The organism is Haloferax sp. SDI50 (assembly GCF_059802635.1).
The window spans coordinates 2,317,643-2,332,235 of record NZ_JBPULL010000001.1 but is presented as its reverse complement, the minus strand read 5'-3'; the positions used below and the strand labels follow the sequence as shown (position 1 = coordinate 2,332,235).

The following is a 14,593-nucleotide window of genomic DNA, read 5'->3' as shown; positions in this document are numbered from 1 at the left end:
TCGAACGTGCGGTCCGGACGGTATTCATCGTACCGCCGACTGCGGCGGGGTGAAAATCGCCGGTGGACATACGTCCGCTCGTGTCGTTCGGTCGAACTGTGCACGAGCAGGCAACCGCGCATCGGGAAGCCGAGGAAGCGAGCGGACGCGAGGACGTGCCGTGGCACGCACTCGAAGGCGAGGCGGCGCTGGAGCGACTCGGGGCGAGCCGAGACGGCCTCAACGACGACGACGCGGCCCGCCGACTCGACGAGGAGGGGCCGAACGAACTTGCGGACGAGGAGGGCGTCTCGCCGCTTTCGCTCCTCGTCTCGCAGTTCACCGGGCCGCTCATCCTCCTGCTTTTCGTCGCCGCCGGTCTCTCGCTGGCCGTCGGCCTCCTGCCCGGCCGCGACCCGGGCTACACCGACGCGGCGCTCATTCTGCTCATCCTGCTCGGAAACGGCCTGTTCGGCTTCGTGCAGGACTACCGCGCCGAACAGGCGCTCGCGGCGCTCCGGGAGATGGCGACGCCGGACGCGACGGTCCGTCGTGGGGGGTCGATTCGGGCGGTCCCCGCGACCGAGGTCGTGCCGGGCGACGTGGTCGTCCTCGAAGCGGGCGACGCCGTCCCCGCGGACGCCCGCATCCTCACCGCCGTCGACTGCCGCGCCGACGAGTCGACGCTGACCGGCGAGAGCGTCCCGGTGGACAAGGCGGCCGACCCGGTCGAATCCGACGCGGCGCTGGCCGACCGGAGCAGCGTCCTCCACGCCGGAACCACCGTGGTCAGGGGTCGCGCCGAGGCCGTCGTCGTCGCCACCGCGATGGACACCGAACTCGGGGGCATCGCAGACCAACTCGGGCAGGCCCGCCAGCGCGAGACGCCGTTCGAAATCGAGGTCGACCGCCTCGGCCGCCGCATCGGCGTCGGCATCGTCGCGCTCATCCTGCTCATCGCGGCGGTCCAGCTGTTCCTCACCGCGACCGACCCGGTGGTCGTCCTCCTCGTCGCCGTCACGCTCGCCGTCGCGGCCGTCCCCGAGGGGCTTCCGGCGGTCGTCACCCTCACCCTCGCGCTCGGGTCGCGGACGCTCATGGAGCGCAACGCGCTCGTCCGCAACCTCGCGGTCGTCGAGAGCCTCGGCGCGGTCGACTACATCGTCACCGACAAGACGGGGACGCTGACCGAAAACCGCATGACCGTCACCCGCGCGTGGCTCCCCGACGACCGGACGGTCGAACTGGACGGCGGGGCGGCGTCGGCCGTCACTCCGCCCGCGTCCGAAAACGGCGGCGTGTCGGCCGCGGCCGAGCACGGCGACGCGTCGGTCTCGGAGCCCAACCCCGACCCGGACCCGGCGCTCGCGGCGCTGCTGTCCTGCGGTGCCCGCTGCAACGACACCAAGGAACTCGACGGCGGCGACCACCGCGGCGACCCCACCGAAGTCGCGCTCGTGACCGCCGCCACCGACGCGGGCCTCGACGGCTCGCGCGACCCCGACGACCGACTTCGCGAGGTTCCCTTCACTTCCGAGCGAAAGCGCATGTCGGTCGTCGTAGACGACTTCGACGCCCCCGGCGACGGCCCCGTCGCGCTCGTGAAGGGCGCGCCCGAGGAAATCGTCGCGCGGTGCGACCGCGTCCTCGTCGACGGGGAAATCGAGCCGTTCACCGACGAGCGCCGCGGACGCGTCGAGACGACCGTGGCCACCTTCGCTGACGACGCGCTCCGCGTGCTCGGGTTCGCCTACGCGCCCGCGGTCGACCCCGATGCCGACGACGAGACGCTCGAATCGGGGCTCGTCTTTCTCGGACTCCAGGGCATGACCGACCCGGCGCGCGAGGGCGTCGCCGAGGCGGTCACCGACTGCCGCGACGCCGGCGTGCAGGTGACGATGGCGACCGGCGACACCCCGCGGACCGCCCGCGCCATCGCCCGCGAGGTCGGCATCGACGCCGACTCGGTCGTCACGGGCACCGAGGTGGCCGCCATGGACGACGCGGAACTCGGTCGGGTCGTCGAGGAGACGAACGTGTTCGCCCGCGTCGCGCCCGAGCACAAGGTCCGCATCCTCCGGGCGCTTCAGGACGCGGGCTACACGGTCGCGATGACCGGCGACGGCGTCAACGACGCGCCGGCGCTCGGCAACGCCGACGTGGGCATCGCCATGGGCGACCGCGGGACGCAGGTCGCACAGGGCGCGTCGGACGTGGTGCTCCGCGACGACAACTTCGTCACAATCCGCGACGCCATCGCGGAGGGGCGCGGCATCTTCGACAACATCCGCAAGTTCGTCAACTACCTGCTGTCGGCCAACGCCGGCGAGGTGTTCGTCGTCTTCCTCGGGACGCTCCTCGGCGCGGCGCTGTTCCCCGAGGTGTTCGCGTCCGAGTCGGCGCTCGTCATCACGCCCGTCGCGCTCCTGTGGCTCAACCTCGTCACCGACGGCTTCCCCGCGCTCGCGCTCGGCGCGGACCCCAAGTCGGACGACGTGATGCACAGGCCGCCGCGCCCCCGCGACGAGGGCGTCCTCGACCGCCGGACCGTCGCCTCGATTCTCGGCATCGGCGTCGCGCTCACCGCGACCGGACTGGGCGTGTTCTTCTACGCGCTCTTTCGGTCCGGCGACCTCGTCGTCGCCCAGACGGTGCTGTTTACGTTCCTCGTCACCGCCGAGCTGGTTCGCACGCAGTCGGTTCGGCTCCGCTACCGGCTGTCGCCGCTGTCGAACCCGTGGCTCCTCGGCGCGGTCGGGCTGTCGCTCGCGCTCCACCTCGTCCTCCTCTACACGCCGGTCGCGGACCTGTTCGGCGTCGTCCCGCTCGGCCTCACGGAGTGGGGTTGGGTCGCGAGCGCGTTCGTCCCGTTCCTCGTCGCGAACGTCTGTCTGGTGTGGCTCAACGACCGGCTGTTCGCTCCGTGAACGACCCGAGCGCGCCCATGAGCCGGTCGCGGTAGAGGTAGCCGAGGACCGACGCCGCGAGCAACGCGCCGACGAAAATCGCGGTGAGTTCGGCGTTGCCGTCGGCGGCGGCCGCGCCCGCGAGATTCACGAGCAGGAAGCCGGGGAGCCGGCCCACCGCCGCGACGACGACGACCCTGCGAACCGGGATGTCAGTAAGGCCGGCGGCGAAGCAGAGAGCGTCGTCGGGGAGGCCGGGGACGAGAAACACGAGAAAGAGGACGGCGAGGCCGTGGGTCTCCATCGCGTCGTCGAACGTCGAAAGCGCGTCGGCGGTGACGACGCGCTCGACGTACGGCCGGCCGAGCGCCCGCGCGAGCGAGACGGCGAGCGCCGTGCCGAGGACGATGCCGACCATGCTGTAAACCGTCCCCCAGAGCGCGCCGAACAGGTAGCCGCTGGCGAAGCCGAGCGCCTGTCCGGGGATGGGCGCGACGAGCACCTGCGCGATTTGCACGCCGACGAACGCGAGCGGGGCGAGCGTCCCGAATCCGAGGAGCCACGCCCGCAGCGCCGTCGGATTGGCGAGAAACGGAAAGCGGTCGACGAGCGCCGTGCCGACGAGGGCGAGGAGGGCGACGACGACGACGGCGAGCGCGAGCGTCCGCCATCGGTCGCGCCGCGATTCGAAGAGGTCGGGGACGGATACCACGGATACCCACTCGCACGCCGCGGTGAAAAGCCCGGCGCGACCCCTCCCGGCGACTCCGCGAGCGCCCCAACGACCGCGGGAGTGCTTTTGTCCCGAGGCGTTGTAGTAATAATCGTGATGGATACGATTCTCGTCGCCGTCGACGGCTCCCCGCTGTCGAAGCGCGCGTTCGAACAGGCACTCTCGCACGCCGACTCGACGGTCGTCGCGCTGCACGTCATCGACCCGACGGACCCGGGTTACAGCGCGCCGTCGAACGCGGACATCAGCACGGAACCGCTCCACGGCTCCGAGGAGTGGTACGAGCGGGCGCAGGAACTCGCGGACGGAATCTTCGAGGAACTCGCGGCGGTTGCCGACGGGAGCGAGGTGGAACTCAGGACCGAGACGCTCCGCGGCGACCCCGCGCGGACCATCGTCGACTTCGCTCGTCGGGAAGGCGTCGACGCCGTCTACCTCGGCGGCCACGGCCGCACCGGCGAGACGGACCTGCTTTTCGGCAGCGTCGCCGAGTTGGTCGCCGGCCGCGCCCCGATGAGCGTGATGGTCGTCCGCTGACGGGCGCACTCGCGCTTGGCTTCGCGGTCGTCTCGCAGCCGTCCGTCGGCCCGAGCGACGCGTCTCACGTCACGTCACTCGTCGTCGTCAGCCGGCGGCACGCACAGGACGGGCACGTCCGAGAGCCTGACGACTCGCTCCGCGACGCTCCCGAGCAGGTAGCGCTCCAGTCCACTCGTCCCGTGGGTTCCCATCACCACGAGGTCGATGTCGCGCTCGTCGCCGTAGTCGATGATGGTCTCGTGGGGCAGGCCGACCCGAATCTCCGTCTCGACGGGCACGTCGCGGTCGGCCGCGCGGTCGGCAACGACACCGACCGCCGTCTCCCCGCGCGTCTGGTCATCGTCGTCGTCGACGGGCGCGTCCGCGTGGCCGGTCCGAACGTCGACGACGTAGAGAACGTGCAGGGCGGCCCCGTAGGTCGCCGCGAGGTCGACCGCGTACTCGGCCGCGCGGACCGCGTGGTCGCTGCCGTCGGTGGGGACGAGAATGTGGTCGAACATACCCGCACAGACGCGCGCCGAGCGAATAAAACCGAACCCGTCCGGACCCGGGGTGGCCGAGCCTTCCGCGTCGCACCCCGGACCGACCACACCCGTCGGTCGCGCTCGCTCGCGTTCCCGATTCCCGGCCACCGGGAAGGATGAGTCCGCCTTATCCCCGAATCGCGCGTACCCTTCACCGGGTGGTGAGGAGCATGCAGACTGACGGTGAACGGAGGGTGGAACTGTGGATTCGTCCGATTCGGGACGGACTCGGGGAGGAACACCAAGCGCTCGTCGTCCGACTCGAACGGCTCGCGGACGAGGGGGTCGTCGACGACGTGTGCGTCCGAACGTGGGGACGAGAGGTCGATGTGGAGTCCGACGCCGCGCCGACGAAGCGCGACGCGGTCGTCCGCGAGCGACTCGCCGAGTGTCGCCACTGGGCGCGAAGGGAAGGGGTCGCGCTCCCGACGCTCGACGAGCGGGCGACGGTCGGGTCGGGACGGATGGGTCCCGAACACGACGCGGTCGTCCTCCCGCCGACGCTGGGAATCGTCTTCCGGAGCGACGAAATCGAGGTCGTCTACCCGCACGAGCGAGACGAGGGGCTCCGAACGCTCTCCGACTGGGTCGAGACCGCGGGGTCGTCCCTCGGGGTCGACCGCGACGAGGTGTAACCGGGGACCGGCCGTCGGTTCCCCGTCGGACTCGCCGGACGATAGCCCCCGAGCGAGTCGAGCGAGAGCAGCGAAGCGTCACGCTTACTCGGGACCGTGTAGTGGTCGAGGTATGAACGTCCCCTGCGTCCGCGTGCCCCGCGAGTCGGGCGAGGCGGCGCGCCGACGCCTCGCCGACGCCGGGTTGCTCGACCACGACCACGAGATTACCGTCGACGAGGGGACGCTCTACATCCCCGTCGTCGACGCCGACGCCGTCCCCGACGACTTGGCGGTCGTCGACTTCGAACCCCCGACCCGCGAAACGCAGACCACGCCCGCCGACCTGCTCGGCTTCGAACCCTCCTACGAGCGTCTCGGCGACATCGTCATCCTCGACGAGGACGACCCCGACCGCGCCCGCGAGATTGCCGACGCCATCGTCGCCTCGGACCTCAAAGCCGAGACGGTCGTCAACCGCGCCTCGAAGGTCAAAGGCGAACTCCGCGTCCGCGACTGGGACGTGCTCGTCGGCGACTCGACCGAGACGGTCCACCGCGAGTACGGCCACGAGTTCCGCCTCGACATCGACACCGTCTACTTCTCGCCCCGACTGGCCACCGAGCGCCACCGCGTCGTCGAGGCGATTCAGGAGGGCGAACACGTCTTCGATATGTTCGCCGGCGTCGGCCCGTTCGCCGTCCCGGCCGCCGCCGCGGGCGCGGAGGTCGTCGCCTGCGACCTCAACGAGGCGGCTGTCGCGTTCCTCCGGGAGAACGCCGCGCGGAACGACGTGGCCGACCGACTCACCGCGATTCACGGCGACGTGCGCGAGGTCGCCGCCGACTACGAGGGTTGGGCCGACCGGCTCATCATGAACCTCCCGCACAGCGCCGACGAGTTCCTCGACACCGCCGTCCGCCTCGCGGGCGACGACTGCGTGATTCACCTCTACGACATCCAACACGAGGACGACCCGTTCGGGCCGGGACTCGCCGCCGTGCGCACCGCCGCCGAACCGGCCTACGAAGTCGAAGTCGTGAACGAGCACGTCGTCCGGTCGTACGCCCCCCACGAGTACAACGTCTGTCTCGACGTTCGCCTGACGAAGCGGGCGTGAGAGGGCTGGTGCCGACCGACAGACGCCGGGGTGATTCGCAAGTCTTAATTACGTAACCGGGGTACGAAAGAATGCGTTCGAAAGCCCACCGCGCCGGTGTAGCTCAGCTGGCAGAGCGATTCCTTCGTAAGGAATAGGCCGAGGGTTCAAATCCCTCCACCGGCTTTTTCTGTCGAACGAAGTGAGACGAGGAGCCCTGCGTGGAGGGATTTGAAGCAGGGAGCAAATCGAAGATTTGCGACCGAGGTTCACAATCCCTCCGCCGGCTTACTTTTTCAGCAAACTAACTCGTCGAGCATCCCGTGTGCGCGACCGCTCGCGAGCGAACGAATGTGAGCAACTGAGGGAGTTGGACGAGCCGAAGACGAGGTTACGCAAACCGGAGCGACGCCTGCTAGAACGTCAGCCGTTCGAGCAGCCGCTGTGCGAACGTCGGCTGTCGGGAGTCGTGCGGGTAGACGGTGATTGTCGTACACCGCGGGGGCGTGCCGGCCGGTCGGTCGGTGAACAGGGCGCTCCGAACGCCCCGTTCGGGACCGCGGCGAACCACTACGTCCGGGTCCTGCGACCAGCCGCCGTCGGCCCGCAGCGGCTCCGAGTGAACCGACACGGAGAGCAGTTCCGAGAGCTCGGCCTGGTACTCCCCGACCGTCCGTTTGTGCTGGTCGGTCATCTTCGGAGTGGCGGGCTGTCGGAGCAGCACGCCGCCCCCGTTGGCGGCGGCGACGGCTTCTGCGACCCCGACCGCTCGCGGCGGGTACGGCCCGCCGTCGCCGGCGAGGACGACCCGTTCCGGACTGTCGTAACCGAGGTTATCGACCAAGAGCACGTCGCAGGGCGCGTGGCGAACGACCCAGTCGATGGGGTCGCCGAACAGCCGCGAGCGGAGTCGGAGCGGCTCGTGTTCGGCCACGACGGCGTCGACCCCGCGGCCGCCCGCGAAGTTGACGACCGCGTGTTTCGTGTCGTGGCTCACGATTTCGTCGGCTTCGATGTCGACGCCCAGCTCCGCCGAGAGCGCCTCGATTCGCGCCTCGTACGAGATGTCGGTCGACGACTGCGCCGCGGCGTTTTCGGTGAGCGGGACTTGGTCGGGGACCTCCTCGAAGCGGACGACGACGACGCGGCCGTCGTCGGGGCGAACGAGGTCCGCGGCGACGGCGACGAGCGACCGTTCGCGTTCGTCGTCGAGGTCCTTCGTGAGCGCGACGAGGACCTCACGGGGGGTATCGTGCATCGCCGACGCCGTTCGGGTGAGCGCGCTCTGTCCGACTTGCCGGCGAACGGCGTCCGTGGCGACGCCTTCGCGGCTCACCCGCGACCGGGCGTACAGCACGTACCAGACGACGCTGCCGAGCGTGATGGCGACGGCCCCGAGCAGGGCGGTCGAGCCCATCTGCGTCAACAGGAGCGCCGCGGTGACGACGCCGAACACCTGCACCCACGGGTACAGCGGCGAGGTGAACTCGGGCTCGTACTCCGCGTTCCCCTCGCGGAAGGCGACGACGGCCACGTTGATGAGGCCGAACACCAGAATCTGGAAGGCGCTCGCGAGCTTTGCGATATCGAGAATCGGGACGAACGCGATGAGCACCAACAGCACCGCGCCGGTGAGGGTAATCGAGGCGACGGGCGTTCCGAACCGCTCGCTCACGGCCGAGAACGACGGCGGCGCGAGCTTGTCCCGGCTCATGGCGAAGGGATACCGCGACGAGGAGAGCACGCCCGCGTTGGCCGTCGAGACGAGCGCGAGGATGGCCGCGAGGATGACCACGACCACGCCGAACTGGCCGAGCGTCGACTCGGCGGCGACCGCCATCGGCGTGAGCGACCCGGCGACGCTTCCGGGGTCCGTCACGCCGACGAGCACCGCCACGATAGCGACGTACAGCACCGTGGTGAACGCGAGCGACCCGAGGATACCGAGCGGGATGTTCCGGCCGGGGTTCTCGACTTCCTCGGCGATGCTCGCGACCTTCGTCACACCGGCGTAGGAGACGAACACGAGGCCGGTCGCGGCGAGGAGCCCGCCGATACCGGCGTCGAAGAAGCCGGCGTAGTTGGCCTGCTCGACGCTGGGAGCGCTCCCGGCGGCGAACCAGCCGAGCGCGGCCAGCATGACGACGACGATGGCGACCTGCAAACGGCCCGTCTGCTTCGCGCCGACGACGTTGACGAGTATCAACACGGCTGCGAGTCCCAACGCGACGGGCTGGAGCGGGAGGTCGAACAGGAGAAGCAGATACGGGACGCCGCCGACGAGCGCGAGCGCACCCTTGAACGACAGGGAGAACCACGTACCGACGCCGGCGATGGTTCCGAGCAACGGGCCCATCCCCCGCTCGATGTAGATGTACGTCCCGCCGGCTTTGGGCATGGCGGTCGCCATCTCGGACTTCGACAGGGCGGCGGGCACGACGAGCAGGCCCGCGAGGGCGTACGCGACGATTACCGCCGGTCCCGCGACTTCGAGCGCCAGCGCGGGCAGGATGAAGATACCGCTGCCGATCATCGCACCGATGCTGATGGCGAAGACGGACGGCAGTCCGAGGTCGCGCTCTAACTCCTTCATACGGCTCCCGCGAGCGTGCCCGACAGGACGGAGGTCGCACAGACCGGCTGGTGGCCGGCCTCGGCGAACAGCTCGAAGCGGTCCGGCGTGTTGACCAACACGACGACGTGCTCGACATCGAAGCGGGCGCGAACGAGCTGTGCGATGAGCAGGTTCCGGCTGTCCGACGCCGTGGCCACGACGACCGTCGACGCGGACGCGACATCGGCTTCCGACAGCGTTCGGACGTCCGCCGGGTCGCCGCGAACCCCGTCGGTGTCCGAACGGTCGTGAAACTCGTCGACCACGCGGACGGCGCGGCCGTCCGCTCGCAAGTGCCGGGCGACGGCGGAGCCGAGGTGCGCGCCACCCAAGACGTAGTACGTACGCTGTTCACAGTCCGTGAGTCGCTCGTCTGCGACGGAGTGATTCGGCGTCATGTGTGCTGAATGTGGTGGGCCGGAGTTGGCTCCGACCGTGCGTACATCCTCGTTGGTGACGGAAGTGCTTAAACTAGCGCATTATTTTGACGAGTCGTCAAAAGAAGTCCCTAAAATACATAATCCGTCATTATATTCTGGAGTCGTCGGTCAACTCGTCGGGGGTCGGCTGTCGAACACGGACACGACGTATGGAACAGACTCATAGTCGCACCGCGTCCAGAGTAGCCCACGCATGAAAGACGGCGAGTTAGACTCGATAGACAGGCGCATCCTCTACTATCTCCAGCAGGACGCCCGAGGAACGTCGTCCAGCGACATCGCGGAACAACTCGGTCTCTCGTCGAGCACCGTCAGAACGCGACTCAACAGACTCGAAGACACCGGCATCGTTCGCGGCTACCACGTCGACATCGACTACGACCTCGCGGGCTACCCGCTCTACACGAAGATAATCTGTACCGCGCCCGTCCCGGAGCGCTCCGCGTTGGCGAACCGGGCGCGCGATGTCCACGGCGTGACCGCGGTTCGAGAGATAATGACCGGCGAGCGGAACGTGTACGTCAACGCCATCGGGACGGACCACGACGACCTCAATCGCATCAGCGAGGAACTGGACGGGCTCGGCCTCGACATCGTCGACGAACAACTCATCCGCGACGAGTTCGTCTGCCCGTATCACGGGTTCCTCGACGAGGACGGCGCTGACCAGTAGGCGACCAGTATCTCGCCGTTGGCGACGACGCGGCGGCGACCGGCCCCGGAGGACTCAGAACCCGATGTGCGACGTCGAACTCGGGATGTCGTCGTCCTCGTCGTCTTCGTCCTCGCGCGCCGCGCCCGCGGAGAGATAGGTGTACTCGTCGTCGGTCAGGAAGACGTCGCCGTCGGTGACCGCGATGTCCACGTCCGGCAGGCTGGTGCCCGCCGCCTCGCCGTTTTCGCACGCGCCGGAACAGGTGTCGAACATCGACCCGTGTTTCGGGCAGATAATCTCGCCGTCGCGCACCGCCGCGCCGGTCCCCCGGTCGAACCGCTGATTCTCGTGGGTGCAGGTGTTCGGCCACGCTTCGATACCCGGCTCGTCGTCGCACCGAACGAGAATGAGTTCCGTCGGCCGCGAATACGCGTCCTCCGCGGTGAACAGATACGACCCGTTTTCGGGGACCTCGTCTACGGCCGCGACTCGGGTTCCATCGACCATCGGCCACAGCTATCGACCGAGCGGAAAAGTAGCTATCGACGACGCCGCGACTGGCCCCACATCGGGGGACGAACGCCGCATCGATGCCGCCGGTTACGCCGAGACAAAGCGGTCCCACACCGCCCGACAGTCGTGACAGAGGAATCCCGTGAACTCGTCTACCGCGTGTTTCCGGACCGTCGTGTCTCGTCCGCACCGTTCACACCACATACTCACTCGTTCGGGAGACTGTCGTATTGTTATGAAGCTCATAGTCGCTAACTCGACGCTCGCGCGATTCGGAGCGAGAGCCCGAACCGGCGAGCGACCGGCTCAGTCGTTCTCGTCGAGGTTCACGCCGCAGACGCCCGCCTCCTCGCCCATCTTCTCCACGCCGGGGGCGAACCGGCCCAACTCCCACGCGGGGTCGTGGCCGGTCTCGGCGCGGTGTTCTTCGATTCGGAGGCGCGCGTCAGCGAGCTTCGAAAAGCGCTCTTCGAGCCCGCACGTCGGGCAAGCGACCGTCGCACGAGGGGTCGACATCACTCGAAGGGAACACGGCAGTCGAGATAGTTCCGTCGGGTCAGTCCGCGGAGGACGGCGAAAAAAGCGGTCGCTTGCGCACGGCGGTCAGCCCATGACGAGGCTCATCCACCGGTTACGACGCACGAACTCCATGTTTTCGAGGTAGGCGTCGACACCGAGGATGCGGCCCGCGCCGAACGCGCCGAGACCGAACAACAGCACCGCGTAGACGATGTGGTCGTCGACGACCCAGCCGTGAGCCAGCGGCAGGCCGGCGAGGATGCCGCCTTCGAGCGCCGCCGCCCAGTAGAAAAGCATCATGACCGCGCCCCAGAAGGCGCTGAAGCGAACGAACGCGCCGAGGATGAGCGCCAGTCCGGCCAGCGTCAACCCCCACATGTTCAGCATGTCGATGAGCGGGCTCCCCGCCATCGAACTCCACAGTCCCATGAGGGGGTTCCCCTCGGGAATCGCGTTGGCGAGGTAGCCCGCCGCGGTCCAGTTGTTCGAGGGGTCCGAATCCAAGTAGGTTACGAGCTTCGTGATGCCGCCTTGGAACAGCGTCCACCCCATCACCACTCTGAGCAGAAACAGCGAGTAGCCGACCCAGCGCTCCGAGTAGTCGAACCGCACCGCTCGTCCGAACAGTTCCGTCTCTAGTGTACGACTATCGGTTGACATACGGAGGAAATATTTTCCGGCGAACTACAATAGTGTGTTGGGTAATCTCACACAATGGGTATCCGTCGTTCCGCCGAGGGTCACGCCGCTTATCACCGACGGCGACAGAACACGGACATGCTCACCTTCATCGGCCTCGGTCTGTACGACGAGCGCTCGGTCACCGTCGAAGGGCGGGAGGCGCTCGCTGACGCCGACCGCGCGTTCGCGGAGTTCTACACGAGCCACCTCGTCGGCGCGACCGTCGAGGAACTCGAAGCCTCCCACGATATCGATATCGAGGTCCGCGACCGCGCCGGCGTCGAACAGGACCCCGGACCGATACTCGACGCCGCGGAAGACGAACACGTCGCGTTCCTCACCGCCGGCGATACGATGATTTCGACCACGCACGTCGACCTGCGGCTCCGCGCCGAAGACCGCGGTATCGAGACGCGCCTCATCCACGGCGTGACTGCCCAGTCCGCGGCCAGCGGCCTGACGGGACTCCAGAACTACCGCTTCGGGAAGGCCGTCACGCTCCCGTTCCCGTACGTCCACGGCGGCGACCCCGTGCCGAAGAGCGTCGTCGACTCGCTCGAAGCGAACCGTGACCTCGGCTTGCACACGCTCGTCTACCTCGACATCAAGGTCGACTGGGAGGGCCGCCGCGGCGTCGAAGTCGACGGCGACCAGTACATGACCGCCGACTACGCGGCGGAACTGTTCGCTGAACACTGGGACGCCGACGCCCTCGGTGTGGCCGTCTGCCGGGCCGGAAGTCCGGACCCCGTCGTCGCCGCGGACCGCCTCTCGGCGCTCGCGGAACGCGACTTCGGCGCCCCGCTCCACATGCTCGTCATCCCCGGCGAGGTCCACCACGTCGAAGCCGACGCGCTGTCGGCGCTCGGCGGTGCGCCCGAAGAACTGTTCGACGACGAAAACTGAACGTCACTCCGACGGCGTAATCAGTCGAGTCCTAACTCGTTTCTGAGGTCGTACTCGTCGCCGGTCACCATGTAGAGCACGTCCTCGATGACCGTGAGGAGTTCCGGAACCTCGTGGACGACGAGGTAGGTGACTCCCACGAGCGCGACGACCGCGAGCCCCTGGCTGATGATGCGGTCGGAGATAAAAAACGACACCATGTACGGGTCCGACGAGCCGAAGAGGAACAGAATCTCGTCGACGAACAGGTGGAAGTACTGCTTGCCGACCGAGATGGCGATGAACGTCGTCCGAAGCAGGTTCAGCGCGTAGATGATGGGGACGGCGATGGCGAGCCCGCGGAGTTTCCGGCCCATCGGCGCGTCGACGGCGGCGATGAGGCCGGCGAAGATGGCGATGCTCCCGAGGCCGGTGCAGGCGAGGACGACCGAGATTTCGAGTCGGTGCGAGCCCTGCATCCACAGGAACGTGTTCAGGTACCCCTGATCACCGACAATCATCTGCGGCGTGTAGCCGAGCGATTCGATGAGGAAGCGCGTCTGCGCCGCGACGGTCTCCATGAGGACGCCGCGGGGCGCGGGGACGGTCACCCCGAAGAGCGTAAACGCGGGAATCGTCTCGAACGGGAGGTAGACGACGCCCATGGCGGCGACGGCGCGCGAGAGGACGAACAGCGTGTCGCGGCCGTTGTAGAGGAGCCAGCCGGCGTAGAGCGACGCCGGGACGGCCGCGATGGTCAACAGCCCCTCGATGTAGCTCTTGTGGACGAGCGTGAAATGCGGAATGAGCTGAAGCCAGAAGAGCGCGAACAACACCCACGCTGCGGACATCACCCGCCGCCCGAGTTCGCGGTCTCGCCCGTTTGCGACCGCGCCGGCGACGAAGGTTCCGATGGCCACCCACGCGAGGATGTCGGAGAGGAGACCGGGCATACGTATTGGATGCGGTGGACCGATTAAATCCCTTGTCGTTCCGGACGCCGACTGCCGGTGCGAGCCGGCGGTCCGAATCCGCAGTGCCGCCGCTGTCTCGACAGTCGAGAGCGATGCGAAAACGAGACGCCGGCCTCAGCACCGAATCGGGTTACTCCGGCGACTCGAAGTCGGCCGGGATGACCTCGATTTCGTGGCCGTCGGGGTCCTTCGTGAACGCGAACATGTCGTCGCAGGACTCGGGGTCGCGGTAGTCTTCGGCCTCGCGCTCCATGAGCGTCTCCCAGTAGTCGTGGAGGTCGTCGGCGCTGACGGCGAGGTGGCCCCACGCGTCGCCCATCTCGTAGCTCCGGCCGTCGTAGTTGTAGGTGAGCTCGACGGCCATCGCCTCCTCGGCCGCGCCCTCGGGCTTCATGAAGTAGTTCGCGAAGGTGTCGGACTCCCAGCGACCGGTGTGTTCGTAGCCGAACTTGCGGGTCCAGAAGCCGAGCGCCTCGTCGGCGTCCTCGACGCGAATCATCGTGTGGTCGAGGCTCCACTTCGCGCCGTGGTCGCGCTTGACGATTTCGACCTCGTGGCCGTCGGGGTCCTTGACGAACGCGTAGCGACCGCCGCAGGACTCGGGGTCGCGGTAGTCCTCGACGCCCTCGTCCATCAGCTGCTGGTAGGAGGATTCGAGTTCGTCCTCGGGGACGCGGACTGCGATGTGACCCCAGGCGTCGCCCATCTCGTAGGTGTTGTCGCCGTGGTTGTAGGTGAGTTCGAGAACCGCGCCCTCCTCGTGGAGGTCCTCGGGGCCGAGGTAGACGTTGGTGAACGTGTCGGCCTCCCAGCGACCCTTCTCCTCGTAGCCGAGATGGGTCGTGTACCAGTCGAGCGACTCCTCGAGGTCTTCGACGCGAATCATCACGTGGTCGAGGGTTCCGGACATACCCGAG

Annotated in this window: 15 protein-coding genes and 1 tRNA gene; 7 read left to right on the top strand and 9 right to left on the bottom strand. The window is 68.0% G+C overall.

Features of this window, described 5'->3' with window-relative positions; translation table 11 throughout:
• Window positions 1-62 precede the first annotated feature (62 nt).
• Window positions 63-2,906 carry a cation-translocating P-type ATPase gene (locus tag ACSR87_RS12270; RefSeq protein WP_498530661.1) on the top strand — a complete coding sequence of 948 codons (2,844 nt, stop codon included), beginning with the start codon at window positions 63-65 and terminating at the stop codon, window positions 2,904-2,906.
• On the opposite strand, the gene ACSR87_RS12265 is transcribed toward ACSR87_RS12270, so the two are convergent.
• Complete coding sequence (locus ACSR87_RS12265) at window positions 2,881-3,597, bottom strand: TVP38/TMEM64 family protein (protein WP_498530660.1); 717 nt, start codon at window positions 3,595-3,597, stop codon at window positions 2,881-2,883. The genes ACSR87_RS12270 and ACSR87_RS12265 overlap by 26 nt on opposite strands.
• A gap of 117 nt (window positions 3,598-3,714) precedes the next feature.
• Between ACSR87_RS12265 and ACSR87_RS12260 the strand changes: the two genes are divergently transcribed.
• Entirely contained in the window at window positions 3,715-4,155 is a 441-nt protein-coding gene (locus ACSR87_RS12260) for a universal stress protein (RefSeq protein WP_498530659.1), read from the top strand.
• A 74-nt stretch (window positions 4,156-4,229) separates the two neighbouring features.
• Here the strand turns inward: ACSR87_RS12260 and ACSR87_RS12255 are convergent, their stop codons facing one another.
• The gene (locus ACSR87_RS12255; protein WP_498530658.1) at window positions 4,230-4,658 is read right to left on the bottom strand and encodes a universal stress protein; all 429 of its coding nucleotides are present in this window, start codon (window positions 4,656-4,658) and stop codon (window positions 4,230-4,232) included.
• Window positions 4,659-4,852: 194 nt separating this feature from the next.
• Here ACSR87_RS12255 and ACSR87_RS12250 point away from each other — a divergent pair, with 194 nt between their 5' ends.
• The 3 genes from ACSR87_RS12250 to ACSR87_RS12240 all read left to right on the top strand — a co-directional run bounded on the left by ACSR87_RS12250 (window position 4,853) and on the right by ACSR87_RS12240 (window position 6,581).
• Window positions 4,853-5,317, top strand: coding sequence for an HTH domain-containing protein (locus ACSR87_RS12250; protein ID WP_498530657.1), 465 nt, complete (start codon window positions 4,853-4,855; stop codon window positions 5,315-5,317).
• 112 nt (window positions 5,318-5,429) lie between these two features.
• Window positions 5,430-6,416: a class I SAM-dependent methyltransferase gene (locus tag ACSR87_RS12245; protein ID WP_498530656.1), complete on the top strand. Its 987-nt coding sequence runs from the start codon at window positions 5,430-5,432 to the stop codon at window positions 6,414-6,416.
• A gap of 92 nt (window positions 6,417-6,508) precedes the next feature.
• Window positions 6,509-6,581 (top strand) — tRNA-Thr (locus ACSR87_RS12240).
• A gap of 229 nt (window positions 6,582-6,810) precedes the next feature.
• On the opposite strand, the gene ACSR87_RS12235 is transcribed toward ACSR87_RS12240, so the two are convergent.
• Window positions 6,811-8,988 (bottom strand): amino acid permease, encoded by a 2,178-nt coding sequence (locus ACSR87_RS12235; RefSeq protein ID WP_498530655.1) that lies wholly within the window; start codon window positions 8,986-8,988, stop codon window positions 6,811-6,813.
• The gene (locus tag ACSR87_RS12230) at window positions 8,985-9,407 is read right to left on the bottom strand and encodes an NAD-binding protein (RefSeq protein WP_498530654.1); all 423 of its coding nucleotides are present in this window, start codon (window positions 9,405-9,407) and stop codon (window positions 8,985-8,987) included. The genes ACSR87_RS12235 and ACSR87_RS12230 overlap by 4 nt, the downstream gene beginning before the upstream one ends.
• Window positions 9,408-9,642: 235 nt before the next feature.
• Here ACSR87_RS12230 and ACSR87_RS12225 point away from each other — a divergent pair, with 235 nt between their 5' ends.
• Entirely contained in the window at window positions 9,643-10,122 is a 480-nt protein-coding gene (locus ACSR87_RS12225) for an Lrp/AsnC family transcriptional regulator (RefSeq protein WP_008573424.1), read from the top strand.
• 54 nt (window positions 10,123-10,176) lie between these two features.
• Here ACSR87_RS12225 and ACSR87_RS12220 read toward each other — a convergent pair whose 3' ends face one another.
• The 3 genes from ACSR87_RS12220 to ACSR87_RS12210 form a co-directional block, all read right to left on the bottom strand.
• Window positions 10,177-10,611 carry a Rieske (2Fe-2S) protein gene (locus tag ACSR87_RS12220; protein WP_498530653.1) on the bottom strand — a complete coding sequence of 145 codons (435 nt, stop codon included), beginning with the start codon at window positions 10,609-10,611 and terminating at the stop codon, window positions 10,177-10,179.
• Window positions 10,612-10,923: 312 nt separating this feature from the next.
• Window positions 10,924-11,133 (bottom strand): DUF7542 family protein, encoded by a 210-nt coding sequence (locus tag ACSR87_RS12215; protein ID WP_498530652.1) that lies wholly within the window; start codon window positions 11,131-11,133, stop codon window positions 10,924-10,926.
• A gap of 87 nt (window positions 11,134-11,220) precedes the next feature.
• Entirely contained in the window at window positions 11,221-11,796 is a 576-nt protein-coding gene (locus ACSR87_RS12210; RefSeq protein WP_049896120.1) for a DoxX family protein, read from the bottom strand.
• Between the two features lie 117 nt (window positions 11,797-11,913).
• Between ACSR87_RS12210 and dph5 the strand changes: the two genes are divergently transcribed.
• Complete coding sequence (gene dph5, locus ACSR87_RS12205) at window positions 11,914-12,723, top strand: diphthine synthase (RefSeq protein ID WP_405309741.1); 810 nt, start codon at window positions 11,914-11,916, stop codon at window positions 12,721-12,723.
• A gap of 20 nt (window positions 12,724-12,743) precedes the next feature.
• On the opposite strand, the gene artA is transcribed toward dph5, so the two are convergent.
• Together artA and ACSR87_RS12195 are read right to left on the bottom strand one after the other, a co-directional pair.
• Entirely contained in the window at window positions 12,744-13,655 is a 912-nt protein-coding gene (gene artA / locus ACSR87_RS12200; RefSeq protein WP_498530651.1) for an archaeosortase A, read from the bottom strand.
• A gap of 151 nt (window positions 13,656-13,806) precedes the next feature.
• A complete protein-coding gene (locus tag ACSR87_RS12195) occupies window positions 13,807-14,586 on the bottom strand; it encodes a VOC family protein (RefSeq protein WP_004064251.1) in 780 nt (259 codons plus the stop codon).
• Between the last annotated feature and the right edge of the window lie 7 nt (window positions 14,587-14,593).

Excerpts from the sequence above, each read along its gene's own strand:
- ACSR87_RS12210 (WP_049896120.1), bottom strand. The coding sequence starts at position 11,796 with ATGTCAACCGATAGTCGTACACTAGAGACGGAACTGTTCGGACGAGCG.
- ACSR87_RS12260 (WP_498530659.1), top strand. The coding sequence starts at position 3,715 with ATGGATACGATTCTCGTCGCCGTCGACGGCTCCCCGCTGTCGAAGCGC.
- ACSR87_RS12245 (WP_498530656.1), top strand. The coding sequence starts at position 5,430 with ATGAACGTCCCCTGCGTCCGCGTGCCCCGCGAGTCGGGCGAGGCGGCG.
- ACSR87_RS12215 (WP_498530652.1), bottom strand. The coding sequence starts at position 11,133 with ATGTCGACCCCTCGTGCGACGGTCGCTTGCCCGACGTGCGGGCTCGAA.
- dph5 (WP_405309741.1), top strand. The coding sequence starts at position 11,914 with ATGCTCACCTTCATCGGCCTCGGTCTGTACGACGAGCGCTCGGTCACC.
- ACSR87_RS12230 (WP_498530654.1), bottom strand. The coding sequence starts at position 9,407 with ATGACGCCGAATCACTCCGTCGCAGACGAGCGACTCACGGACTGTGAA.
- ACSR87_RS12255 (WP_498530658.1), bottom strand. The coding sequence starts at position 4,658 with ATGTTCGACCACATTCTCGTCCCCACCGACGGCAGCGACCACGCGGTC.
- ACSR87_RS12225 (WP_008573424.1), top strand. The coding sequence starts at position 9,643 with ATGAAAGACGGCGAGTTAGACTCGATAGACAGGCGCATCCTCTACTAT.
- artA (WP_498530651.1), bottom strand. The coding sequence starts at position 13,655 with ATGCCCGGTCTCCTCTCCGACATCCTCGCGTGGGTGGCCATCGGAACC.
- ACSR87_RS12235 (WP_498530655.1), bottom strand. The coding sequence starts at position 8,988 with ATGAAGGAGTTAGAGCGCGACCTCGGACTGCCGTCCGTCTTCGCCATC.
- ACSR87_RS12220 (WP_498530653.1), bottom strand. The coding sequence starts at position 10,611 with ATGGTCGATGGAACCCGAGTCGCGGCCGTAGACGAGGTCCCCGAAAAC.
- ACSR87_RS12195 (WP_004064251.1), bottom strand. The coding sequence starts at position 14,586 with ATGTCCGGAACCCTCGACCACGTGATGATTCGCGTCGAAGACCTCGAG.
- ACSR87_RS12250 (WP_498530657.1), top strand. The coding sequence starts at position 4,853 with ATGCAGACTGACGGTGAACGGAGGGTGGAACTGTGGATTCGTCCGATT.